26 protein-coding genes are annotated in these 22,388 nt (G+C 62.6%); 11 read left to right on the top strand and 15 right to left on the bottom strand.

The window, feature by feature from the left end; translation table 11 throughout:
- Window positions 1-29: 29 nt before the first annotated feature.
- The 12 genes from IYX23_RS06170 to IYX23_RS06115 all read right to left on the bottom strand — a co-directional run bounded on the left by IYX23_RS06170 (window position 30) and on the right by IYX23_RS06115 (window position 12,693).
- On the bottom strand, window positions 30-2,444 hold the full coding sequence (locus IYX23_RS06170) for a type IV secretory system conjugative DNA transfer family protein (RefSeq protein WP_154454034.1): 2,415 nt from the start codon (window positions 2,442-2,444) through the stop codon (window positions 30-32).
- A 15-nt stretch (window positions 2,445-2,459) separates the two neighbouring features.
- On the bottom strand, window positions 2,460-3,398 hold the full coding sequence (gene virB11 / locus IYX23_RS06165; RefSeq protein ID WP_348643633.1) for a P-type DNA transfer ATPase VirB11: 939 nt from the start codon (window positions 3,396-3,398) through the stop codon (window positions 2,460-2,462).
- Between the two features lie 10 nt (window positions 3,399-3,408).
- Entirely contained in the window at window positions 3,409-4,752 is a 1,344-nt protein-coding gene (virB10, locus tag IYX23_RS06160; protein ID WP_246695846.1) for a type IV secretion system protein VirB10, read from the bottom strand.
- A 16-nt stretch (window positions 4,753-4,768) separates the two neighbouring features.
- Window positions 4,769-5,617, bottom strand: coding sequence for a P-type conjugative transfer protein VirB9 (gene virB9 / locus IYX23_RS06155; protein ID WP_154454036.1), 849 nt, complete (start codon window positions 5,615-5,617; stop codon window positions 4,769-4,771).
- Window positions 5,614-6,405, bottom strand: a complete 792-nt coding sequence (locus tag IYX23_RS06150) for a type IV secretion system protein (RefSeq protein WP_154454037.1) — start codon at window positions 6,403-6,405, stop codon at window positions 5,614-5,616. Before IYX23_RS06150 ends, virB9 begins: the two co-directional genes overlap by 4 nt.
- A gap of 5 nt (window positions 6,406-6,410) precedes the next feature.
- Window positions 6,411-7,505: a type IV secretion system protein gene (locus tag IYX23_RS06145; RefSeq protein WP_154454038.1), complete on the bottom strand. Its 1,095-nt coding sequence runs from the start codon at window positions 7,503-7,505 to the stop codon at window positions 6,411-6,413.
- Between the two features lie 200 nt (window positions 7,506-7,705).
- On the bottom strand, window positions 7,706-8,422 hold the full coding sequence (locus IYX23_RS06140) for a type VI secretion protein (protein ID WP_154454039.1): 717 nt from the start codon (window positions 8,420-8,422) through the stop codon (window positions 7,706-7,708).
- A gap of 12 nt (window positions 8,423-8,434) precedes the next feature.
- A complete protein-coding gene (locus tag IYX23_RS06135; RefSeq protein WP_154454040.1) occupies window positions 8,435-9,103 on the bottom strand; it encodes a hypothetical protein in 669 nt (222 codons plus the stop codon).
- Entirely contained in the window at window positions 9,093-11,528 is a 2,436-nt protein-coding gene (locus IYX23_RS06130; RefSeq protein WP_154454041.1) for a VirB4 family type IV secretion system protein, read from the bottom strand. The genes IYX23_RS06135 and IYX23_RS06130 overlap by 11 nt, the downstream gene beginning before the upstream one ends.
- A 9-nt stretch (window positions 11,529-11,537) precedes the next feature.
- Entirely contained in the window at window positions 11,538-11,828 is a 291-nt protein-coding gene (locus tag IYX23_RS06125) for a VirB3 family type IV secretion system protein (RefSeq protein ID WP_154454042.1), read from the bottom strand.
- The gene (locus IYX23_RS06120; RefSeq protein ID WP_154454043.1) at window positions 11,828-12,145 is read right to left on the bottom strand and encodes a TrbC/VirB2 family protein; all 318 of its coding nucleotides are present in this window, start codon (window positions 12,143-12,145) and stop codon (window positions 11,828-11,830) included. The genes IYX23_RS06125 and IYX23_RS06120 overlap by 1 nt, the downstream gene beginning before the upstream one ends.
- Window positions 12,142-12,693: a lytic transglycosylase domain-containing protein gene (locus IYX23_RS06115; RefSeq protein WP_196392044.1), complete on the bottom strand. Its 552-nt coding sequence runs from the start codon at window positions 12,691-12,693 to the stop codon at window positions 12,142-12,144. Before IYX23_RS06115 ends, IYX23_RS06120 begins: the two co-directional genes overlap by 4 nt.
- A gap of 81 nt (window positions 12,694-12,774) precedes the next feature.
- On the opposite strand from IYX23_RS06115, the gene IYX23_RS06110 reads away from it, so the two are divergent.
- The 7 genes from IYX23_RS06110 to IYX23_RS06080 all read left to right on the top strand — a co-directional run bounded on the left by IYX23_RS06110 (window position 12,775) and on the right by IYX23_RS06080 (window position 17,128).
- A complete protein-coding gene (locus tag IYX23_RS06110) occupies window positions 12,775-12,942 on the top strand; it encodes a hypothetical protein (RefSeq protein ID WP_196398834.1) in 168 nt (55 codons plus the stop codon).
- A gap of 192 nt (window positions 12,943-13,134) precedes the next feature.
- Window positions 13,135-13,467 (top strand): hypothetical protein, encoded by a 333-nt coding sequence (locus IYX23_RS06105; RefSeq protein WP_154454045.1) that lies wholly within the window; start codon window positions 13,135-13,137, stop codon window positions 13,465-13,467.
- Window positions 13,464-14,081, top strand: coding sequence for a hypothetical protein (locus IYX23_RS06100; RefSeq protein WP_154454046.1), 618 nt, complete (start codon window positions 13,464-13,466; stop codon window positions 14,079-14,081). The genes IYX23_RS06105 and IYX23_RS06100 overlap by 4 nt, the downstream gene beginning before the upstream one ends.
- Before the next feature lie 233 nt (window positions 14,082-14,314).
- Window positions 14,315-14,854 (top strand): hypothetical protein, encoded by a 540-nt coding sequence (locus IYX23_RS06095; RefSeq protein ID WP_154454047.1) that lies wholly within the window; start codon window positions 14,315-14,317, stop codon window positions 14,852-14,854.
- A gap of 23 nt (window positions 14,855-14,877) precedes the next feature.
- Window positions 14,878-15,645, top strand: a complete 768-nt coding sequence (locus IYX23_RS06090; protein ID WP_154454048.1) for a hypothetical protein — start codon at window positions 14,878-14,880, stop codon at window positions 15,643-15,645.
- Window positions 15,642-16,217, top strand: coding sequence for a thermonuclease family protein (locus tag IYX23_RS06085; protein WP_196398833.1), 576 nt, complete (start codon window positions 15,642-15,644; stop codon window positions 16,215-16,217). Before IYX23_RS06090 ends, IYX23_RS06085 begins: the two co-directional genes overlap by 4 nt.
- A gap of 2 nt (window positions 16,218-16,219) precedes the next feature.
- Window positions 16,220-17,128: a toprim domain-containing protein gene (locus tag IYX23_RS06080; RefSeq protein ID WP_154454050.1), complete on the top strand. Its 909-nt coding sequence runs from the start codon at window positions 16,220-16,222 to the stop codon at window positions 17,126-17,128.
- A gap of 273 nt (window positions 17,129-17,401) precedes the next feature.
- Here IYX23_RS06080 and IYX23_RS06075 read toward each other — a convergent pair whose 3' ends face one another.
- Genes IYX23_RS06075 through IYX23_RS06065 form a run of 3 tightly spaced genes read right to left on the bottom strand, consistent with a single transcriptional unit; the run spans window position 17,402 to window position 19,646 of the window.
- Window positions 17,402-18,793: an exonuclease domain-containing protein gene (locus IYX23_RS06075; RefSeq protein WP_154454051.1), complete on the bottom strand. Its 1,392-nt coding sequence runs from the start codon at window positions 18,791-18,793 to the stop codon at window positions 17,402-17,404.
- Between the two features lie 11 nt (window positions 18,794-18,804).
- Entirely contained in the window at window positions 18,805-19,317 is a 513-nt protein-coding gene (locus IYX23_RS06070) for an ImmA/IrrE family metallo-endopeptidase (protein ID WP_154454052.1), read from the bottom strand.
- A 2-nt stretch (window positions 19,318-19,319) separates the two neighbouring features.
- Window positions 19,320-19,646, bottom strand: a complete 327-nt coding sequence (locus IYX23_RS06065; RefSeq protein WP_154454053.1) for a helix-turn-helix transcriptional regulator — start codon at window positions 19,644-19,646, stop codon at window positions 19,320-19,322.
- A gap of 175 nt (window positions 19,647-19,821) precedes the next feature.
- Here IYX23_RS06065 and IYX23_RS06060 point away from each other — a divergent pair, with 175 nt between their 5' ends.
- The 4 genes from IYX23_RS06060 to IYX23_RS06045 are packed head-to-tail and all read left to right on the top strand — an operon-like array spanning window position 19,822 to window position 22,280.
- Window positions 19,822-20,529 (top strand): multiubiquitin domain-containing protein, encoded by a 708-nt coding sequence (locus IYX23_RS06060; RefSeq protein ID WP_154454054.1) that lies wholly within the window; start codon window positions 19,822-19,824, stop codon window positions 20,527-20,529.
- The gene (locus IYX23_RS06055; RefSeq protein WP_154454055.1) at window positions 20,526-20,858 is read left to right on the top strand and encodes a hypothetical protein; all 333 of its coding nucleotides are present in this window, start codon (window positions 20,526-20,528) and stop codon (window positions 20,856-20,858) included. Before IYX23_RS06060 ends, IYX23_RS06055 begins: the two co-directional genes overlap by 4 nt.
- A complete protein-coding gene (locus tag IYX23_RS06050) occupies window positions 20,855-21,370 on the top strand; it encodes a hypothetical protein (protein WP_154454056.1) in 516 nt (171 codons plus the stop codon). Before IYX23_RS06055 ends, IYX23_RS06050 begins: the two co-directional genes overlap by 4 nt.
- Entirely contained in the window at window positions 21,357-22,280 is a 924-nt protein-coding gene (locus tag IYX23_RS06045) for a ThiF family adenylyltransferase (RefSeq protein ID WP_154454057.1), read from the top strand. The genes IYX23_RS06050 and IYX23_RS06045 overlap by 14 nt, the downstream gene beginning before the upstream one ends.
- Window positions 22,281-22,388: the final 108 nt, after the last annotated feature.

The following is a 22,388-nucleotide window of genomic DNA, read 5'->3' as shown; positions in this document are numbered from 1 at the left end:
CCTCTCGCAGGCGTAGAACATCCGTTCGATTATTGCTCCGCAGTCTCCGCTTCCACAGCCGCGGTCAGCGCCGCCAGATCGCCGGGCGTCGGCGTATCAATGAAGAGCTCGGCTTGAACGCTTAACGCGTCGACAAGCGCGCCGAGTTTCGCCGCGTCGTCTATGTCAGCGCGCGTCGCGGCCGACTTCACAATTTCAGCCGTGATGTCCGATCGCCCTTTTACCTCATGCAACTGGGCCAGCATGTCGTCGCCAATACGAAATGCGGGGCTCTCGGGCGAGCCGCTGTCATTGGACGTTGCGCCATCACCGATGGCTGGCTCAAAAAACGGCGCGGAGCTGGCGATGGCCGCGGTGGCGACAGGAGCCGCCGCTCTTGGCGTGGCTGCCGCGCCGGTCGCGGGCGCCATTTGGGCGCGTTCATCATTCAACAACCGACGTGCCGAATAGACTTCCTGCCTCAGAGCGGCCGTCGCCGCTTCTGGTGAAGGGGCCTTCGCGAAGATCCTTTTTCGGGTTGCGCGCAGCTCGCCAAATCGCGCCGGCTCAATCCGCAGCAGGTTCAGCAGTTCCGCCGTGGCGCTGTTCCCGGTTTCGGTCATCGCCTGCACAAACGCCGCCTCGAACGCAGAGGCGTCGAGATAGAGTGCACGCGCTTCGCTCACGACACGATCTTTCGCCACAAGATGCTTGAAGCCGCCCGGCGCGCCGGGGACGACCGTTTCGATTTCGCCGCCCTCCGCGTCCGTCACGTCAGGAATGGCGATCCGATGCGCGAACCCCCGCGAGGCCTCGACCCGTCGCTTGAACCTGGCTTCCTTGAAGAAATGCGCCTTGTCGATGACGGCGCCATATTCGCCGCGCACCAGCAGCACCGCCTTGGTCGCCTCGAGGCGGCGCATCGCCTCGCTCGTCATCAGCGGCTCCAGCTCCCACCGTCCTTGCGTCGTGCGCGTCGCCCTGCCCTGTGATCCGCCGAATCCGGCCCCGACCGACGTGCCCCATCCTTCGCGGCGGACGTAGTGTTTTCCGAGTTCCTCGGCGCAGTAGCGCGCCGTCGTCTCATCGCTGACGCCGATGAGCAGCTTCACGTCCATATTGCCGATGAGCATGTCGCGCGTCGGCTTGCCGTAACGAACGTCGAGCTGGGTCAGGCCTTGGGCGATGACGGCGATCTGAAAGCCGTAGCCGGCGACGAGCGGCGCGCGATCGACGATTTCGGGCATGCGGCCGAACTGAAAGAATTCATCGAGCATCAGCAGCAGCCGATGCGGCTCATCGAGACCCGGCAGATTGCGCAGCAGGACGTCGTGCACCTGTTGGACGAGCAGACGCACGACGGCTTCGACCGCCGCGAAGTTTCCGACGGGCGTTCCGATCAGGATCGTGAAGGGACGTCGCCGCAGCTCCGAAATTTTGAAGTCGGATCGGCTTGTCGCGGCGTCGACGAGGCTGTTGTTCCACGGCTCCAGGGCCGTGACGATATGCGACTCGAAGGATTGACGCTGCTTTTCTTCGCGGCTGATATGCTGGCGGAACTTGTCCTGCACGAAGGCGTTGAGCCCCGGCTCATTGGCCAGAATATTCGCCAGTTCCGCGACGAGCGGGCGACCGCGGCTGAACATTTTCAGCGCCGCCTTGATCGTCCGCCCTTCGATCGGCGGCTCGCGCGCGTCGAGGACATAGGCCAGGAGACCCGCAAACAGTCCGCGGGCGGTCTCGGCCCAATAGGGATCGCCAGATTGCGACAGCGGGATCAGGCTATGCGCGATATTCGCGACATCGGTCGCGCGCTCCGGCCAAGGCGACACGAGATCGAGCGGGTTCCAGCAGTGCGTCCGCGCAGAGCCGGGCGAAAACATGAAAACGTCCTGCCCCAGCGCCGCGCGCGCCGCGCCGATCTGGTCCCACATTTCGCGTTTGATATCGAGCCCGATCAGCGATCCGCGCCATTCGATGGCGTTGGGGAGGACGAAGCCGACGCCCTTTCCCGCGCGCGTGGGGCCGTTGACGTAAATATGACTGGCGCCGCTATAGCGAAGATCCTTGCCATTGAAGCGGCCGAGGAAGACGGAATAGCCAGGCCGCCCGTTCAGCAGTCCCGCCTTGCGCAAATCGCGTTCTGTCGCGAGCCGGGCGCCGCCGGACGGCTGGCGCGCCCCGCCGAGCGACTCCAGGACTTGCGCTAATCCGAGCGTCACGAGCGCCAGCGCGATCAGCCCGCCCAGAAGGGCTTTGGTCGCGAGCTGCTGAACCACGGGAGACGCCCATTGCCGATAGGCGACTTGCGCCGGCAAGACGATCTCATGGCCGTGGGCAAAGCGATGCCACAGCTCCCACGATTTGGTTTGCAGTCCGACGAGGGCCGCGAAGGACGCTTCCCAGGCAATGAGCGCGCAGGCAAGGGCGATCAGTCCGATGATCCCATAGGCGAGAGCCCGCATGACTCGCCCTTTCCGTTACTCGCCGCCATAGCCGCGAAAATAGATTTCCGCGACGCCGCGCGTCGGGCGGCGTCGCAGCTGGATGACCATCGGCACCACCGAACGCACATATTCGATGATTTCCGCCTTGGTCAGTTTCAGATTGGATTGCAGCGTCATCAGCGCGAGCCGCTGAAACGCGCCGTAGGCGCTGTCGGCGTGCAGCGTCGTCAGCGAGCCGGGATGACCGGTATTGACTGCCTGCAAGAAGGTCGCGGCTTCCGCGCCGCGAATCTCGCCGAGAAACAGCCGATCGGGCCGAAGACGAAGGCTCGCTTCGAGCAGCTCCTGGACTGTCACATCGGCAAGGCCCTGCCCGCCTTTCGAGGCGACGAGCGGCAGCCAGTTCGGCTGCGGCGGTTTCAGTTCGCGCGTGTCTTCGATCGATACGACGCGCTCCGTCTCCGGCACATGTTTGAGCAGCGCATTGAGGAACGTCGTTTTACCCGAGGACGTTCCCCCGGAAATAATCATCGTCACATGATTGACGACGGCGAATTCGATCGCGCGCCGAATGCCATCCGGCGAATGATCCTTGAGGAGAGTGGCGAGCTCCCGCTCGATTTCCGGGTATTCGTCGGCCTCAAACGTCCTGGGGCCGCGGACTTTGACGCCATTGAGCGCGCCGCGCGCCCGATAGTCGGCGAGCGTCAGATTGGCGATGACTTGCTTGCGGATCGAGAATGAGCCGCCATGCGGCGTCGCCGGCGCGAGCACCCCCTGAAATCGCTCGCCATGCGGCATCGCGGCCGAGAGCAGCGGCGTCGACGAATTGACCGACTGTTGCGTCGAGGCGGCGACATGCGTTGCCAGCCGCGTGATCGCTTCCTCGGTCAGCTCGGGAACGTCGAAGCGCTCCATATGCGGCTTGCCGAGCGCTTCCACCCAGACTTCGCCCGGCCTGTTGGCGCAGATTTCGATGACGTCAATATCTTCTAACCAGCGCTGAATCGGACGCGCAGCCTCGCGGAAGTAGACCGGCAGCGTCTCCCAGAGCGGGCGCGTCGCAACCTCGGGCGCCTGCGGCTTTCTTGGGGTGACGAAGTTCATACAACGCCTCTTTCACAGGATCGGGGTAGAGATCGGAGAAATCGAGATCGCGTTTGACAAACACGATCACGGGCGTTCCCTGGTCGATATGGATCGTCGGCGGAACCTTGATGTCGTTGCGCAAGGCTTCCTGCGCCATGCGCGTGATGCTTTGTGCGACCGTTTGCGCACCGATCTGACGCGCATTCAGTAGAATTTGTCCCTGCGACACTGCATTGAGCGGGATCAGCGTTCCCGATGCGGGATCGAGTACGAATTGCTGGCCTTGATTCTGATTGAAATTTTGTCCCAGCGCCGACGCGAATTGCGCGGCCCCGCCGGCCAGCGTCAGCAATGTGGCGCTGCCGAAGCGTTGCAGGAAATGGGTGTCGACCTCGCCGGTTAGCCCCGAACGACCAAGCGCATCCGTTCCCGGCGATTGCAGCATCAGCGACACGCCATCGGCGCGAAGCAGGCGCGTCCACACGACGAAAACCCGGGTCTGCCCATAGGCGAGACCCGATTTATATTCGCCGGTGAGCATCGTTCCTTTCGGGATCAGAACGCGGCGGCCATCAAAGGAATAGACATCTTCCGTTGTAATTGCCCGCACCATGCCCGTCAGATCAGACTGGATCGCCGTCTCCAGCGTCGCCCGGATCATGTAGCCTTGCGGGACAAGGGCATCAGTCCGCCTGATTTCTTCCGCGTAAGCCTTCGTCACCTGCCGCTCAGAATTGGCGAGGAACCGCCGATGCGGATCTTCCTCCTTGTCTTCGGCCGTCACTCTTGACGGATCGCCATTCGTGAGGCCTTCCTTGTCGCTGACGATCAGCATCGGGGAGCGCAGACGCGCCTGTATTCTCGCTTCCGCCTCCTTGCGCAGCCGCTCCAGTTCGGCGAGGCGCTTCGCTTCGCTATCGTCGAAAGGTTCCGCCTTCGGCGCGGGCGGTGGATCATTCACAACGACCGGCGGCGGGATCACGAATTTGTTTTGAGGCGGCGCGGGCGCCGGCGTCGCGTTGATGCCGAGCCCCGGCTGCAACCTCGCCGTCGCGAATGTTTCTTCGGCGACGTTTTGCGGCCGGTTCTGCTTGCGCGCGGACGCATACCAGAACAGGCCGAGGACAAGCACGGCGAGGGCGAAGAAAAGCGCACCCAGGGCCATCCCCGGATTGGACGACTGGCGCGTGATGGTTTCGCCTGCGAGGCGTCCCTCCTCATCGAAATCCGCAGCCATGTCGGTTTCCCTCCGTCTATTGCGCTGATGACGCGGCCTGCCCCGGCGCTAAAATCTGCGTCCAGAACGGTTGCGTCGCGTGTTCGGCTTGATATTGCGGCTGCACATCGGTTTCCCACGTGATCGGCGCGGGCATGGACTCGGCGCGCAGATTGAACACGCAGGCCATCTCGTCACCCTTTCGCATGGTGAATTGCCCGGCGACCTTGTCGACCACGATAATCTCGCCTTCGCGGCGGTAATTGACGAGCGTTTCGCTGCGATCGGGCTTCACGAGGAAGATCGCCGGGACCTCTCCGCCGAACCGGAAATAGGTCTTGATCCCGTCGTCAAAGACGAAATCGGGCTTTGCCGTGATCTGGCCTTTGTAGGTGTAATCGAAATTCGTGCCGGGCCGCGACATGAGCGCGCGATAATTGGGCATCGCGGCCTTCGCTTTCGCGAGCGCCAAGAGACGCTGATCCTCTTCGACATCGGGATAGGTAAAGCGGACCTTGAACACCACCGACGCCCGATTATCGACGGCCCGCAGGAGAAAATTGTAGATGCGCTTTCGCGTCACGACGTTCATATTGGTGACGGCATGGGTTTCGAGCGGCTTGATGAAGAGAAAGCGCTTCGACTGGTCCGGCACAGCCTGCCATCCGACGGAATCGCCGATCGCGACGGTTTCGATGCGTTCATCGTCACCAAACGCGACCATCGTCGAGACGCCGAGCGCGCCATGCACCACGACAACATTGTCACGCTGAAACGGCACGGTTCGGATACGGGAGTCCTGGATGACTGCGCGCGGCGCCTGTTCGGCCAGCGCGGGAGCGGCGGCGAACATAGTCAACACCAGAAGAAGGGAGATCGCTCTCATGGCGCGGGGGCTCCCGTCGGTGGCGCAACGGTCGGCGCTTCGACCGGGGCCGCGCCGACGATTGGCGCGACAGTCTCCTGGTCCTTCCGATATTCGATAACCTGAAAGCCGAGCGGATTGTCCCACCGCCATTCGTTCTTCATCGGCTCCGCCGTGTAGCGAAAGCGCACATTCGCGGCCCAGTGCTCTTCCATCCGCTCGCGATCGCTTGTGCGAACGGAGGTAAAGCGCACGGCCGCTGTCGCTGGCGATTTGGGGTTCTCCATCCACCCTTGCGACAGGAAATTCACGCTATGAACGATGACGCGGATGCGGCCGTTGATCCCGTAGAGCTTGACCGGGTTATGAAGATTGTTCGGCGAGAAGGCTTCCTGCAGATCCTTGCTGGCTTGTCCGGCTGAGAGCAGCGACGCCAGCTCGAAATTGTCCCGTAGGGCGGGCGGATCATAGGTTTCGCGGGCGCGAATGTAGCGAACGATATTGGCTTGCGTGACCGCTTCGCGCTGCGAAATCGGCCCGCCTTCTTCCAAAGGTTTGGCGACCTCGACAAAACCCGTCGCCTTGTCGACGAGCAACGTCACGACTTCGGTTGATTTGAGTGGAACCAGCGACAGCAGGGTCAGCAGCCCGATCGCAAGACAAACGAGCGCCGCGACCGCGACGACGCGCCAGACATTTCTTGAAATCTCGAGACGCCGGTAAATATCCCGCTCCCAGCGCGCGCCGTCGTGAAAGTAGGACTCGTTCACGAGGGGCTGGTCGACCCCGTTTCCCGCCTTGATTTGCATCTGCCTCAGCCTTCACGATTTCGGGCGCGCGCTTGCGCGACGCGGGCTTCGATCAGCGCGCCCGCCACTTGCTCGGCGCGTGGATCGGCGGAAAAGTCGCGACTGCCAGCCCCGGGCGAAATCGTCGCCGCCCCTTGGGTTATGGTTGCATGTGGGGGCGGGAGCGCGGCCGGCTCCGACCGCGCGCCGCCGCCATTTTGCCAGCCTCGCGCGATACGCCAATACGCATAATCTCTCACGCCGCGCATAGCGGTCCCGGGCAAGGCGTTGTGCAACGCATGTCCGCCGGCGATCGACGCGGCGATCGACAGGGAGAGCGGCAAGATGAACGATCCCACAAGGCACAAAATCAGAAACGGCGCGATGACCGTCAGACCTGAACTCACGTCTGTGATCCCGCTGAGATTGTTGACCGTCGCCGTCATCAGCGTGAGCAGAAAGCCGAGAACGCCATAGACAATCGCGGGAACGATTGCGTATTGGGCGCAGGTCCGCAGCCACCCGGAAAAGAGAGCCGACGAGAACTCGAATAGCGCCATTGCGATAAAGAGCGGCGCGAGCCCGAGCAGAATGAAGAGCGCAATCTTGCCGACCAAAACGTAGGTGATCGCGAGCGCCACGAAAATCACTGTGAGCAGAACCAGGACAATCGCCATTAGCGAAAGTCCGATTGCGGCTCCCCATCCGCCGGAAGCGGCGATCACCTTTGCCGCTTGCATCGCGGTCGAAAACAAATTCGAGAGCTGGGCCGCGACGGTCGTTTCCGGCGCGCCGCACGACGTGCCTCCCGTTCCCGTGCAAATGGCCGTCGCGATTCCGTTCGCCGTCTTCGTAAACACCTCGACGACGATCTGCGAAAAGTCGCTCCAGTAAAAGCCAACGGCGTAAATCAGGCCGATCCGAAAGATTCGCCACAGAAACGCGCCCGCTGTCAGCGGCGCGCGGCCGTAGACCATTTCATAGCCCCAATATGCGATGTAAGCCGTCAAAGCGACGGTGAAGACGGGAAGCAGCTCGGTCGCGATCGAATCGTAGATCACTTCAATGGCGCTAACCGCGATCGTGTCGACCCTCTGAAAGAGCTGCGTCACCATATCCATGGTGGCGTGGCCTCAGCGATTGACAGGGCGCATCGGCCCGCAATCGTCGGCATAGGCGGCGCCGAACGTCATCCTGCTATCGCGTGTGCAGGGCGCAATCAAATCCCTGTGCGCGCAGGACGAAAGTGCAACCGTCCCGACCGCCAGGGCGGCGACAAGCGCCGATCTTATCCACCATCGCCGCATTCGCCTGCCCTTTCTCACTGCCCGACCAGCGTCGCCTTTGACGCATCGAACGACATCATGTTCGAGAGTTTCGACTGCGCCGCCAGATCCTGCTGTTGCTGCGCATTGAGCGACGCGTTGGTGAGATTCACGGAGCCGATCAGCTCATTGATCGTCAGCCCCGTCTGCGTCTGTATCTGCGAGTTTTGATCGACCGAGGCCTTGATGTCGGCGGACGAGCCGATTTGGCCTTGCGCGCCCTGGAAGGCCGAGGAGCGCGCGGTGGAGGCCGCCTGTCCGCCCGCCACCGCCGCCGTAACCGCCGCGGATGTATTGACCGCGCCCGAATAGGCTTGGTCGGTCGGCGCCCCGGCGGACGAGCCGCCGGTGAGCGTTTTGACAAGATTGAGCCCGTTGATGATATCCGACGCCAGCGCGCCATAGGAGCCGAGGCCGTTCATCGACAGGCCGCCGCCGCCAAGAAGCGAACCCAGCTCCGGCACGCTCGACATTTGAAAGCCGCCGCCAAGGCCCATCGAGGACAGCGACCCGGTTGAGCGGCTTCCGGTGACGGCGGCGAGTGTCTGGTTCACCGTGTTCAATATGTTCTCATTCGAGTTCATGATCTGCGCCGTATGCGACGCTGTTTGCTGCGCTTGCATAAATGTTGGATTGTCATGCACCGCCATTTGCGCATGGGCGGTGCCGGCGCCGGCGAGTAATGCGAGGCAAATGAAAAGCAGAGTCTTCATGATCGCACTCCCCTATTGAGGCGACACACGCGGGTCGACGAATGTCGCCCGTGCGGGGTCGAAGCTAAAAATATTGGCGGCGTAACTGCTGCCGCCTGTGACATTGACGTTGCGCTGATTCACGAGTTGCGTGGTCAGAAGCCCGGCCATAATCAGCTGGTTCCAAAGCGCGCCAATATTCGATCTCGCTTGACTGTTTTGGTCCCATGCGCCCTGCGCGAGCGGCAGCGCGCCGATCGCCAGCGACGCGTAGCGTTGATCCGACGTGTTCGAGGCCAGCGCTGGCGCCATTTGTTGCAGCGATGAAACCGTTTGCGCCGACGCCTTCAGATTGAGGGACTGCGGTGTATAGGCGGCGGGCCCACTTGTCGGCTGCGTCGGGGTTAGATTGCTCAGATCCATATTGGAGAGCGAACCGCCGGACGCGTCGGACCGGGAACCCGACACGTCAGCGCTGCCCACAGGCGGCACGGAGCCGGCCGCCGAACCCGGCGTCTTATGGCTCTTGGTGATCGCTTGCGACGGCTCGAGCGTCTGGTCCTTATAGACCCGCGCCTTTTTTATGCAGTCGGCGATGCTCTTTTCCGTCCCCTCGCGTGGCGGATCGATCACAGGCTCGATCGCTCCCGCCGTAGCGGCCCACAAGAAGCCGGCCACGGCGACGCCAAGGCTAAGCCGCATCGGCGACCTCCTTTCGGGCTTCGGTCCAATCGCAGAAGATGGGCACCCAGATGCGCGGATCATTCCCGACCCGCGCGCGCAATTCCTCGCATTCGGCGACCGTCTCGACATTGCCCGAGAGCACTTTCACAAAATCGGGCATGTCCGAAAGATCGAGACGCGCGATGACCGAGTCCTGGTCATGCTTGATCAAAAACTGACGGGAGTCGGGGTGGGTGTTGAGAACCCATACGAATTCGCGTTCCGACAGCTTGAAGCCTTCGACATAGCTCGCATAATCCGCCTTCGCGTTCGGGAAGAAGATATTCGTCGGCGTCTGTTCGAGCAGCGTGTGCCCCATGGGCGACTGGATAATGTCTTTTGCCGACTGCGTTCCGAATCCGACAATGCCGTTGAGCTTACGGATGGTTTTCAGCTTGTCGTTGAGAAAGGACGCAAACTTGTCGTCGGTCAGGATTTTCCATCCCTCATCGATGAACAGCATCATGGGTGTGCCATCCATCATCGCTTCAATGCGGTGGAAAATGTAGCCGAGCGCTGCGGTGCGAATATCGTCGTCTTCGAGCACTTTCGTCATGTCGAAGCCGAAGACGCCGTTTGTGGCCGACCAGCGATCGACGTCATTATTAAACAGCCAGCCGCGCGCATTGGTCCAGACGTCGAAGCGCGACGCGAGATCGTCCTGCCCCATTCGTTCGGCGCCGCGCAGCAATTGCGCAACGTCGGAAAACCGGCGCTCGCGCGCGGGAATCGAGAAAATCTGGTCGACCGCGCATTCGATAATCCTGATTTGCTGCGCCGACAGGTCCGAGCCATCGCGTGGCCGGACCATGAAGCTCAGCAAGTCGTGGAGAAAGGCGCGGTCTTCGGCAGACCCCGCCAGTTGCAGCGGGTTGAAGCCGGTTGGCACGCCCGGCGCCAGAACCTCATAGGAGCCGCCCATCGCCCGGATCAGCGGATCGGCGCCGCGATCCTTGTCGAAGAAGGCGACGCGCGGGCGCGGCGTCACGCGCATCGCTTGCGCGAGCAGAAAGCCGAGCCCGACGGTTTTGCCCGAGCCGGTCGGGCCGACAACGGTAAAGTTGCCAACCTGCCGCCGATGGAAATTGAACCAGTATGGCGTCTGACTCGTCGTCTCCAGGACGGAGATCGCCGGTCCCCAACGGTTCTTGTCCTTCTGACCGACCGCGAAGTTATGCAGGGATGCGAAGCCGACGAAATTGCGGGACGAAATCAGGGAGCGGCGGGCGATATAGCCGAAATTGCCCGGTAACTGCGCCCAGAAGCACGGCTCCGCGTTCATGTCTTCGCGAACGATAATCGTCCCGAAATTCTGCAGCTCCTGCGTCGCCGCCTGCACGCAGGATTCCATCTCGCGGATCGTGCGGCCGAGCGCGCAGACCGTAAGATGATGGTAGCCGAGCACCGTCGCGCCTGTGACCAGCTCGTTTCGCGCGATCGTGATCGCCGCCTCGACTTCGGTTCCGGCTTCGTCGGAGGCTTTGATCTGGCGCTCCACCTTCGCAATATGCGTCATGACCGGCGCCCGATCTTCGAGCGCGAAGGACTGCGACACGATCAGCTCATGGGGAATGCGGAGCAGCCCGTCGAGCATCCCGGCCCCCGTATAGGCGGGATATTCGCGAACCGAGAGCATTGCCCCGAACCGCGTATCGGCCGATGAGGCGCCGCGCAGTTCCAACGCCTTTTTTCCGAAGGTGACGCGTTTTGTCGGGAGATAGGCGTCGAGCGGCATGCGCGGCAGCGCAAGGCTCAGCGGCGCGCCGCCATTGATGAGCATCGTCAGAAACTCCGCGATTTCGGAACAGACGACGCCTTTGCGCATCACGCAGCCGAGGGCGCGCGGCGCATAGCTCGCCATCTCCTTGCAATAGTTCGCCGTCGTGTCTTTCAGCTCGCGGATCGCCTCCCGTTCGATTTCCTTCTCGTCAACGCCGAGGCCCTTGCGAAAGAGAGTCGCGGCCCTCTCCGCCATGCCGACCTTGCCGACGAATCCGCGCCGAATGATCGTCACATAGAGATCATTCACAAACATGCGCTTTTTCGCCTGTCCTGCCATGTAGCGGCGATCCAGCTCCCGGCAGAACCAGTTGTCGAAATCGCCGCCGATTTCGGGCGTGACCTCTCGGCGGATCGTGTGGCAATAGATGGCGAAGCGGCTATCGTTCATCGCCCGTAGCAGCGTGTTGCGCGCCGAGAGCCGCATATCGATGTCGGCTTGATCGGCCGTCTGGAAGCAGAAGCCGCCGACTTTCACGACCATGAGGAAATGACCGTCTTTGGTTTTGACGATCTCTTCCCCTACGTGGCGGAGATAGGGAATATGCTTCGCAATCAAGGCCTCTTTCGCCTCGATCGCGCCGAACGTCAAAGACCGCAGAATGTGCTTTGCGAGTTTTGCCACGTCGCCACCTCACGGCTGGTAGGAGTCGCCACCCCAAAATCTGTGATTGCGGGTAATCGGACACTTGCCGAAGCGCGTCAGGATCACATCGACAAAACGATTGTCCCGAACCGTGAGCACATACGCCACGGCATGTATCGGCGGAAACAACAGGAACATCAGCAGATTCTTCGTGTTGATGAAGATCAGCACGACAACGCAGCATTCGAGAACAAACAGCACATAGGGAACGCCGAGCATCATCGGCGGCCGTGTCAATCCGCCGACGAGAGGATCGAGCTTCGGCCTGCTTGACGCCATCAGCGCCCGCCCATCCCGCCGGTTAGCGACGTCACCACCTGCGCCGCCCCGAAGATCAGCGCGACGCCAATGACGACAGAGAACGCCCATCCCCATGGAATGCGCGATGTGAGCGCGAGATAGCCGACCGCCGCCACCGCGACCGTTGCGGCCGTCGTCGCGAAGGTCCCCGTCATAAAATCAAGGACGCTCGACAGCGCGGTGTTGAGCGGCTGAAAGGTTGCGGATGAGGCTAGAGCCGCGTCGCTCGACGCGAAAATCGCAACGCAAATAATCAAACTCAGCAACAGGCAACCACGCCCATTCCCAACGTTCATTTCACCTCTCCATCATTATCGCTGCTGACGTAAAGCACCGAGCCGCCGATCCATTGCTGTCCTTTGGAATCAGCCTTGGGTTTCTCCGAAGCCTCTTGAACGGACGGCTCGTGGGATCTGGATTGCTTGGCCACGCCCCCAGCTTGCCGATTCAAATCCCCTTCAAAGCCGTAATATTCGTTGGTTGCATTCGCGACGTAGCGTACTGTTTCCGCAATCGCCGGCACGCCGCGCGATTGGTGAACACGTTCAGGCCCGGCGTTGTAGGCGGCGGCGATCAGCATCAGATTCCCGCCAAATTGTGCGCTGAGCTCCTTCAGGAACAGCATCGCCCCGTGCACGTTCTCAACCGGATTGCATATGTCGCGAACACCATATTGCGCCGCTGTGTCCGGCATCAGTTGCATGGGGCCGCGCGCGCCCTTGCGCGAATTAAGAGCCGCTCCGTCATTCGATTCGAGCGAGAGGATGGTGAGGGCGAGTTTTTCGTCGACGCCGACGCTTGCCGCGTCGCGCTCGACGAGATTGCGTAGGCTCGCGTCGTCCATCGCGCTTTCACAACGCTCACCGCGAGCGCCTTCGCTGGCCTGTGCCGCGCCGATCGACGTCTGACGCCGCTTGGCGGGGGGGTGAGCGACGGGGCCCGCCTGTTCGGCCGCTGCGTCAACGGCGACGAGACGCCCGAACCTCTCTGGCACAACCTTGGTCGGCGCATCCTGACGAACGTCTTCAGCCCTCGCGACCACAGCGGTCGGCGTGCTTTTGCGCGCGCCGTCGTTCTGGGCATGGGCGCTTAACGCTGGGAACACGCAACACACGGCAGGCAGCAAAAGGTTCCGCATGGCGAATCTCCGCTGGAGTCGCCTTCCTGTAACGGGCATCTAAGAAATTGGCAACTACCAAAAATTGCGCTAATAAGTTTGCGAGGCGTGCCGTTGAGGCGTGCGCTTGCGCGACCGCGCGCGACAACCAGTCAGGCTGGGCGTTTCATGTCGAATAACGAACCAAACAACCATTATTACGAGCCTGCCGTTCGGTCGTTAGGCCTCATTGAAGGCGCTATCATTGTGATGACCGTCGGCGCGATGGCAGTGGTGCAGTGGCTGGACGAGCAGCCCTTGCAGGTTTTTGGCTGGTTCCTCTTTCCGATCGAATTTCTGTTGAACGCTGTATTTTTTCCCGGGACGGAAACGCGTTTGCGAAAGAATGGTGCCGCGTTGCTTGAAGCTCTCCCGATGTTCTTGCTGAGCTACGTTCTGTATCGCTTTGCAAAAGCGGCGATTTCCGTTCTGCGCCTTGTCCTGCCGAAGCGCCCGCAATGAATTGTTGGGAGCTTTTGCGCGCCAAGAGCGCCGCGATCCTTCTTGTTGGCTGTTACTCCGCCGTTGCAATCGCGCAGACCTACACGGCGGACCCGGGAACTTGGCGCCCCGTCGCCTATTCGGACCTTACGTTCCCGCGCGGCGAAGCCGAATCATTCGCGTCGCTTTGGCAGGACAGCCTCGATGAGAGCAACAGGAAGTCGGCGCCCATCGATTCTGGTGGGCTCAATATGAGCATCGCTGTTGGCAATCGCGGCGCCAGCGAGTGGCACTTCTCGATCAATTTCCAGACGAAACTCGTCGCCTTCAGCGTGCTCAGCACGCCCTACCTGTGCACCGACGAGTATCCGTCGCCAACACAAGGTATCCGAATCAAGGTTTGCCCGTCGCGTCTCGCGACGTTTGAAAACAACAGCTACAGCGTCATCGACGGCGCCGCATGCTTTGTCGAGAAGACGCCTGGCGCGCCGGCTGAGGACTCGACCGCGACCGTCACTTATGCCGCTTACGATGTTCCGACGCGCACGATCCGCCTGCGCTACACTGTGTCGCATCAAGAGATCGACCGCTGCGCTCAATCCGTGCCACTTCACCCGGAGAATGCGGTGCGGTAGCGCGCCGTCAGCGGCTGATGAAAAGGAGCCACGCCATGCAGCACATCACCCTTCCCTCGCGATCAAGGCCGACCATGCGGATGATAGCGCGAGCGGGCGGCTATGAGCGTCAATCACAAAATCCGTCTCCACAAGCGGACCCTCGGATTTTCTGTCGGCGCTTTGCGCCTTTGACGCCGCCGCGCGGTCCCGCCGTATCCATGGCATTGGCTGGCAATGTGAAGGAGGTCGTCATGAGCGCTGCAACCGTCATCGCGCTTCTCATTCCGTTCACCGCCGGCGCCGCACAAGCTGAATCACATCGCCTTATCGCTCAGGAATTTTCGCTTGTCGGCGCCGGCGACTTGCAAAGCGTCATTTGGGCCGACAAGCTGCCGCAGCTTCAAGCGAGCCGCAACGCCCTGCAGCGGGCGGCTCCGAGCGCTCACCTAAAATCGATCGCGCAAGTCTGGACGGCGACTTTCTCGGGAAACGGTCGCTCCTATGTCGTATCTGCGATCAATGACGGCTGCGAATCGAGCTCCGCGGCTGAGAACGCCTTGATTTGCCCGGTCCGCATCGCCGAAGTTGTCGGTGGAAAGGTGCAGGTTGTCGCCGATACGACGCTGCCGATTTCGTCGGTACGCGGCAATGCCGGCTACGACGCGTCATCCAATGCAAATTCGCAATACATGACCATCGCGTCGTTCGACCCCGTGTCGCGCGCAATTTCTTTCACCGACGTTTCCGCCGGTCAGAAGACCGCGCTTTCCGTTCGCGTCAATCTCCGATAGCCGTTTCCCGCAAGAGGCCCGAAATGCGACGCCACTCATTCACAATCGCAGCGTTGCTTACCACGGCGGGCGGCTCGCCGGTCGAGGCGTTTTTCGCGGCGGGCTGCACCAATCAGCATTATTCCGCGTCCGACGTCGCCACTGCAATCCAAAACTGCGACAGCGCCAGTGACACACTGAAAAGCAACGCATGCAATTTTGGCGGAGCGGCGATGGCCGAGTCTGGGGGCAATACCTGCGAGTCGAATGGCAACAACTTTGGCGTCCTTCAGCTTACACGCGGGAATCTTCCGCAAGGCATGACGTCCGATGAATATCTGCGCCTCCCGATGCAACAGCAGGTGTGCACCTGGGCGCAGCAGGTCGGCAATTCCAATACACGCGGCGGCTACGCTACGCTCGCCAATAATCGTAATGTCGGTGGAACGCCCGTCACATCAGGTATGTTAATGGCCTGCTTTCAGTTCGGTCAGCTGATCTGCAAAAACGACATCGCCTTCATGCAGTCACACGGCGGGGCTTGCGCAACCGCAGGCAATGGCGGCGTGCGGGCAACAAATGCGACCCTCGCGAACGGTTCTGCAAATCTCGACGGAAATAGCCAGTCGATTTGCTCTTGGGGTGGCGCGATCCAGAACAAGATCAACCAGGCAGCCGCCACCTGCAGACCGGGCAATGACGGAAATAACAATGGCGGCACTGAGTGCCCCGGCAACGGCACGACGCCGAATGGCGTCATCCCACCGACGCCAGGCAACGCGCCCGTGCAACTTCCGCCAAATCTGGCGTGACGAAAACCATGCGCGCCGCAGCACGACTCGCCCTCATCGTCGCATCGACGGCGCTCCCCTTGCTCGCCAGCGCACAGACGCAAACGGTGAGTGCGCTGCCAGTGTTCAATTTCCCGCAATCCGGCGTTACCTTCCAGACCGGCGACACTTGGTCCGCCAACGGTCAGACCTTTCGGCTCTATGGCGTTCAGAGCTGTATTCGCGGGACGTTTTTCACGAACTCGGCCAAGGTCCGCACCGATTGTGGGGAGGCATCGGTCGCCTATCTCGCTGCGATCGTTCGCGACGCGAAGCCTCGATGCACTGCTATTGCGCGGGCTGGCGCGCCACCAGTCATCTTCTCGGTTTGCGCCGTCCATATCGGAAGGAATACGCTCGACCTCGGCACCGTGCTTATCACGCAGGGCTTCGCCTTCGCGGCGACTGACGCCGCCGGCAAAGCGACGAAATTCGAATACGCCGTCGCCGAGCGCGAGGCGTCGAAAGCAAAGCGTGGCCTTTGGGCTGCGGCCGACCTACCCCACCCGTCGAAGATCCTCATCGAAGCGGCGCGCGGCGCTCGACCGCGATAGCGATGCTGGTAAGCGCCGATGCCGTCGCTCAGCTCCTGGGCGGGCGACGCGAGGGACGTGGCTATCTCTGCCATTGTCCGGTGAAGACTCATGGAAAGCAACGCGGCGATCGACGGCCCTCGCTCAGCGTCAACAACGGCGACAAGGGCGTGATCCTGCATTGTTTCGCTGGCTGTGATCCGCGCGATGTTATCGCCGCCATCAACGCCGTTGACCTGAACGCGCGCGCCGAAATCACAGATCGACCGCCGCTCAAGGACAAGCCGGCGCCGAAAACCACGAGCGCCTATGCGCGCCGAATCTGGCAATCGGCGGTGTCCGTTAAGGGGACGATCGCCGAGGGCTTCTTGGCGGAGCGCGGTCTACCGACCACGCCGCCGGCGTCAATCCGCTTCCTACCCTCCTATCGCTACGACAAAGAGCGGCCGCGAAGCGCCCTGCCCTGTCTTGTTTCCGCCGTCCAGGCGCCGACGCGCGAAATCATTGGCGTTCAACTCACCTTCCTGCATCCGTGCGGCCGGCGCAAAGCCGACGTTGAATATCCCAGGCGTGCGATCGGCCCGCTCGGCGCGTCCATGCTCCGCCTCGCACCGGCCGCTCTCGCGCTTGGCATCGCCGAGGGTTTCGAGAAGGCGTGGGCCGCGCAATTGCTATTCGACGAGCCTGTATGGGCGACGCTTGGCGCCGACCGCTTCGGCGTCGTCAATTGGCCCAACGACGTGACGAGGCTCACGATCTATGCCGACAACGATGGGCCGGGCCTCAAGGCCGCACGTGAACTGCGCGCCGCGCACCCTGAAATCACGGTTCGAATCCTCTACTGCGTCGCGAAGGGTCAGGACTTCGACAAGCTCTACAAGACCGTGGCTGGGGATCGCGCCGAAGCCCTAAAACGCATAATCGAGGAATGAACGCCAAAAGCGGAAGTTTGGCCCGCTTCGCTTCGGTACCAAATGGGCCACTTGCCGCCCGGCAGCTATTCGGTGGCGAACCTGCCGAAGCGGACGTCCCGCCAGAGCGCGCGCGTTCGCGCGCATTGACGATGCGCGCCATCTACAACCGTCCTCGGCGATGCGCCCGCAGTCTGCCTCCGGAAAACCTGGTGATGGCGGTCGCTCGGCTGCCGCCCCCGCGATGGGCCCCCGCCGGTCCAGACGGGATGCTAGGCCGAGTGGCCAGTGGCCTCACGCGGCGGCGACCAGCTGCGCCTGCAGATAGGCCCGGTAGCTCCGCAGCGAGGGATCAATCGTCACGACCTCGGCCTGCAGCGCGTCGAGCTCGTGAAGTGTCGCGGCGAAGGTGCGACCTGGGGCGTTCGGCTCCTGGCCCCTGAGGCGGCCCCAGACGGCCAAGTCCATCCGCCCACGCATGTCGGCGTCCAGCAGATCGGGACGTTCGAAGTAGATGAGCCGACGCGCAAGCTTTTTCAGCCGAGGGTCTTGGAAGCGGTCGATGATGGCGAGGCGGTCGGGCCACGGCGCGGCGTGGAAGCGTCGGCAGACGCCTTCGTCGTGGTCCTCGATGAAGTCGTCGTAGATTTGAAGCTCGACGTAGCTCGACTTCGACCAGGTGGGTTCCGAAGCAATGGCGGCGGCAACAAGTCTACGAACGAAGTTCTCGTCGCCGCGAACGGCGGCGGCGGTCGCCTCGAGGTCCGCCTCGGTGAAATCCCCGAGCAACTCGGCGTCCAATTCCCAAAGCTCGGTGACGATCGGTGAAGCGTTCGCCTTCAGGCGGCGGATCGGCCCTTCGCGCTTCGACACTTCGGCCAGCAACTCGTCCGCCGTCATTCGCCGCAAGGTGTTGTGGTCGGCCGTCAGATCCAGGCAGTAGCGCACGTTCTTGTCGGCCGGCTTAAAGCCGATGGCCGTCACAGGATGAACGTCCTGCCGCCCGCCGGTGAACTCGAACGCCGCGAAGGCGTCGTGTTCGGCGATGAACTCAATGACGGCCGCCTTGTTAGAGAAACGCATGAAGCTCGACCAGAGAACCGGCGCCTTGGCGGCGATCAGCTGGCAGAGCGCCAGGGTCGTCGCCACGTCGGCGTCGGCGGTATGGGATCGGCCGGGATCGATCCCATTCGCCCGAGCAAGCTCGGCCAGCCGGAAGACCCGGCGGCCATCCGCGTCACGAGCGCACTTCAAGACATCGGGTCGGAGCGTCCCGACCACGCGGGCGAGCTTGAGCAGATCGCCGCGCGAGTTGCCCTTCATGTTGGTGATGAAGATCGGCGGTCGTAGGGCCTCATAAAGCGCCTGGCGCAACACCTCGTCGTCGTAACCGACCGAGTTAAAGCCGATGAACATCGAAGGTGTCCAACGTATCAGGGTCTCGTGGATGCTGCCCATCATGGCGTCATATGACGGACGCAGCGGGTCGATCAGATCACCGTAGCGGGCCCCGGTAATGTGAAGGGCGCCGGGCGAGGGAAGAATGTGCGGCCGAAGGCGGCCCTCGAACTCGACCCGCTCGACCACGGCAAGGCTCTCGTCCGTCCGGACCGCGGCGAACTGTATGATTTGGTCGAAGCGCTTTTTGAGGCCTGTGGTCTCAAGGTCATAGATCACGAAGCCCATTGGTCCACCCTTTAGATCCGCTGAACTCGGAATTGCAGCGCCATGGTGCTGACCTTGAACTTCTTAGCCAGGGCCTGGACCGCCTCCTCGTCTTCGAAGTCGAGGTTGTGGCCATCGAGGGCGGCGGCGAGTAGCGGCTCGGGCATCAGGAGTTCGGCCGCGAAGTTATTAGCCTCAATCTCCTGATCATCGACGCCCTCAGAGGCCAAGCTGTCGCGCCGCAGGCTCCCCTTGTCGACATGCACGCCGCTGGCCTCGAGCACAGGTCGGTGGAGGAGGATGTGTCCAAGCTCGTGCGCCAGGGTGAACCTCTGGCGGGTCGAGGCGTGAAGAGAGTTCACGCCGATCATCGGCTGGCCGTCCTTGATGAAGGCCATCCCCGAAAGTTCTCCATCGAAAGGCCCATACTGCACGACCACGCCGGCCGCCCGTATGATGCGATCAAGCGGTACAGGCGCGGCGCGCACACCGTGTTCTTCGATGAGTCGGAGCGCCGCCGCGCGGGCCTTGGCCTTGTCCGCCATGGTCAGCGCTTTCCGGCTGACTGAACGAACCGCTGCACCAGCGCATGCTGCTGCTGGCTGAGTGGACTGCCGTGGGTGGTGATCGGCTGGACGTCGTCGGAGAAATCAAAGCTCGCGGGCACGAGTTCGATGATGGAGGCGCAGTCGAGCGCGTTGGCCAGGCGGAAGACGTGGTGCATCAGGACCTTCTGGCGACCGGTTTCGATATTGGCGAGCGACGCGCGGGTCAGCCCGATCTGCGCGGCGATCTCGGCCTGAGTGCTGCCCCTCTCGTTCCGTAGGCGTGCGACGTTTTTGCCAAGCTGCCGGTAGATTTCCATGTCGTCCATGCAAACATAATGACAGCTTTGCGAAGCTGTGTCAATGGAGCTGACATCTAATGTGCTTTACACAAACATAAACGCCAGCGATAGTGCGTTATATTGACTCCGTGAGGAATTGCTGTCATCACCATTGTCGCGGGCCGGCGTTGGCCCTGAACCCAAGACCGAGGTGAACCACCCCATGACCCAGCTCATTCCCCAGGAGGAGAGCGCCATCGACCGAGACGCCGCCGGCGTTTTCTCGGTCGAGCTTGGTGACGAAACCTTCCAGTTCCGCCGCGTGCGTTTCGACGACCGCACGGTGGTCGGCGCGCAGATCGCTGAAGCCGCCGGCGCCCATCCGATCGAGGCGTTCGTCATCCTGCGCCACCTGCGTTCTGGCGAGCTGGAGTCGATCCGCCCCACCGAACCCGTCGACCTGGGCGAGGAAGGCGTCGAGCGCTTCTTCGTCACACGCGGCGATGACCTCCACCGCTTCACCGTGGAGGGGCTCTCGATGAAGTGGCCGAAGGCGAAGCTGGCGGCCAAGCACATCAAGTTCCTGGCCAAGGTTGAGGATGGGCGGGTGCTCGTGCTCGACAACGAGGACGGCGACGTCGTCCTCGACGACGACGACCAGGTGGACCTGGCCGGCAAGGGTGTGGAGCGGCTGATGCTGCGCAACCCGCCCAAGACGGTGACGGTCTACTACAAGGAGGCGCCGTTCGAGCTGGAACGGGGTGTTTACACAACCGAACAGCTGATCGCGGTGTTCTCCGCCCCGGCTGGCTACCTGCTCGACCTGATTGAGCGGGACGGCGAGTTCCGCGAGCTGAAGCCGGGCGAGCACATCAAGATCCGCGAGGGCATGGAGTTCTCCTCGCACCCGCCGGCGGGGCACTCGTCGTGAGGGACCCGGCGTCAGAACTGCGCAAGCTTCGCCGGATCTGCCGTCGGGCCGAACTCCACGAAGATGGCGGGCAACCGCTCGTCCATCTTCCGGAGTTGCGGGTCCAGCACGCGGGCGCGGTGGAGACGGTCGACGGCCTGCTCTGCCCCCGCCAGCACAGCGGCTACGTCTCCCGCCTTTTCCTGTCGAAGCCCTTCCCCAACCGCGGCCAGAACTGGACCACGCACAACATCCTCGGCGCGCCATGGCACGCCATGTCGTGGAACGGCGTCGATCCCGGCCTCGGCTGGGACGAGATCCTGGGCGCGCATTTGAGGCCGCTGCAATGACGGTACATCTGAAGATCGACGGCCGGCTGCTGGACGCCGTCCGCCAGGACCTCCATCGGCCGCACGCCTTCGCCTACGAACGCGTGGGCTTCTTCACGGCCGGCGCCGCCGACCTCGGCGACCGCCTGCTTCTAACGGTCCGCGACTACATGCCGGTCGCGGATGAGGACTACGAGGTCAACCGCAAGGTCGGAGCCAAGATCGGCTCGGCAGCCATGCGCAAGGCCGTGCAGTCGGCCTACCGGCCTGCGGCGGCGCTGTTGCACGTCCACACGCACGGCGGCCACGGCAAGCCAGGGTTCAGCGGCGTGGACTTGAACAGCGCCAAGGACTTCGTCCCCGGTTTCTTCGAAACCACGCCGCGTATGCCGCACGGCCTGCTTGTCCTAAGCAACGACGCCGCCCACGGCCTCCTGTGGCTGGCCAACCACCGGCCGCCGGTGACCATCGACCAGTTCCAGCGTATCGACGCGCCGATGCAGCGCGAATGGGGGGCCCATGACCTGGCTTGATCGACAAAGCTTCCTCGGCGCGAACAGTGACGCGCGGCTGGCGGCGGCGACCGTCGGCCTGGTCGGACTGGGCGGCGGCAACTCGCATGTGGCCCAGCAGCTGGCCCACCTTGGGATCGGCGGCTTCGTCCTCCTCGACGACGACATCATCACCCTGACCAATCTCAACAGGCTGGTCGGCGGCACCCTGGAGGACGTGAAGGCTGAGCGCCCGAAGGTGGAGATCGCCGCACAGGTGATCCGCGCGGTGAACCCGGACGCGCGGATCGTCATGCGCCGCGCCAAGTGGCAGGATGTTGGTGACCTTCTGAAGGGCTGCGACATCATTGTCGGCGGCCTCGATCATATCGGCTCGAAGGACGAACTCGAGGCCTTCTGCCGCCGCTTCATGATCCCCTACATCGATATGGGCATGGACGTAACACCGTTGCCGAGCTCGGGGCAAAGCCTGGTTAGCGGCCAGGTCGTGTTGTCGATGCCCGGCGAGCCCTGCTTGCGATGCCTGCAGCTGGTCACCGATGAACGACTGAAGGCTGAGGCCCAGCGGTACGGCGTCGCCGGCAGCAGGCCGCAGGTCGTCTGGCCGAACGGCGTGCTGGCGTCGACGGCCGTGGGCCTGGTCGTGCAACTGGTGAGCCCCTGGATGGGAGACCCGCCCCGTAGCGCGTACTTTGCCTACGACGCCAACCTGGGGACGGTCGTCCCGTCCGACCGCCTGACGCGGCGGCACGGCAAGGCTTGCCCGCACTATCCGGCGAGGGCTGTCGGCGACCCGATGTTCGACGTTCGGCGGTATCTGGATCGCCTGGATGTGCCCCCAGCCCAGGAGGCACCGCCCCATGCGACGGGCCTCCGCGCCTTGATCGCGGCGGTCTTGGGTTGGTTCGGGAACAGGACTCCGCGCGGCTGAGGCCGGCCTTGGGCGAGCGCGGCGGCGGTGAATATCTCATCAGAATGCGCGGCCTCGCGCGGGAGACCTAATCGCTGACCCAACAAGGCGTCGAGGCGGGCGCTGGGG

The sequence above is a fragment of the Methylocystis sp. L43 genome (genome assembly GCF_015709525.1).
Taxonomy (GTDB): domain Bacteria; phylum Pseudomonadota; class Alphaproteobacteria; order Rhizobiales; family Beijerinckiaceae; genus Methylocystis.
This window is presented reverse-complemented; position numbering and strand designations above follow the sequence as displayed.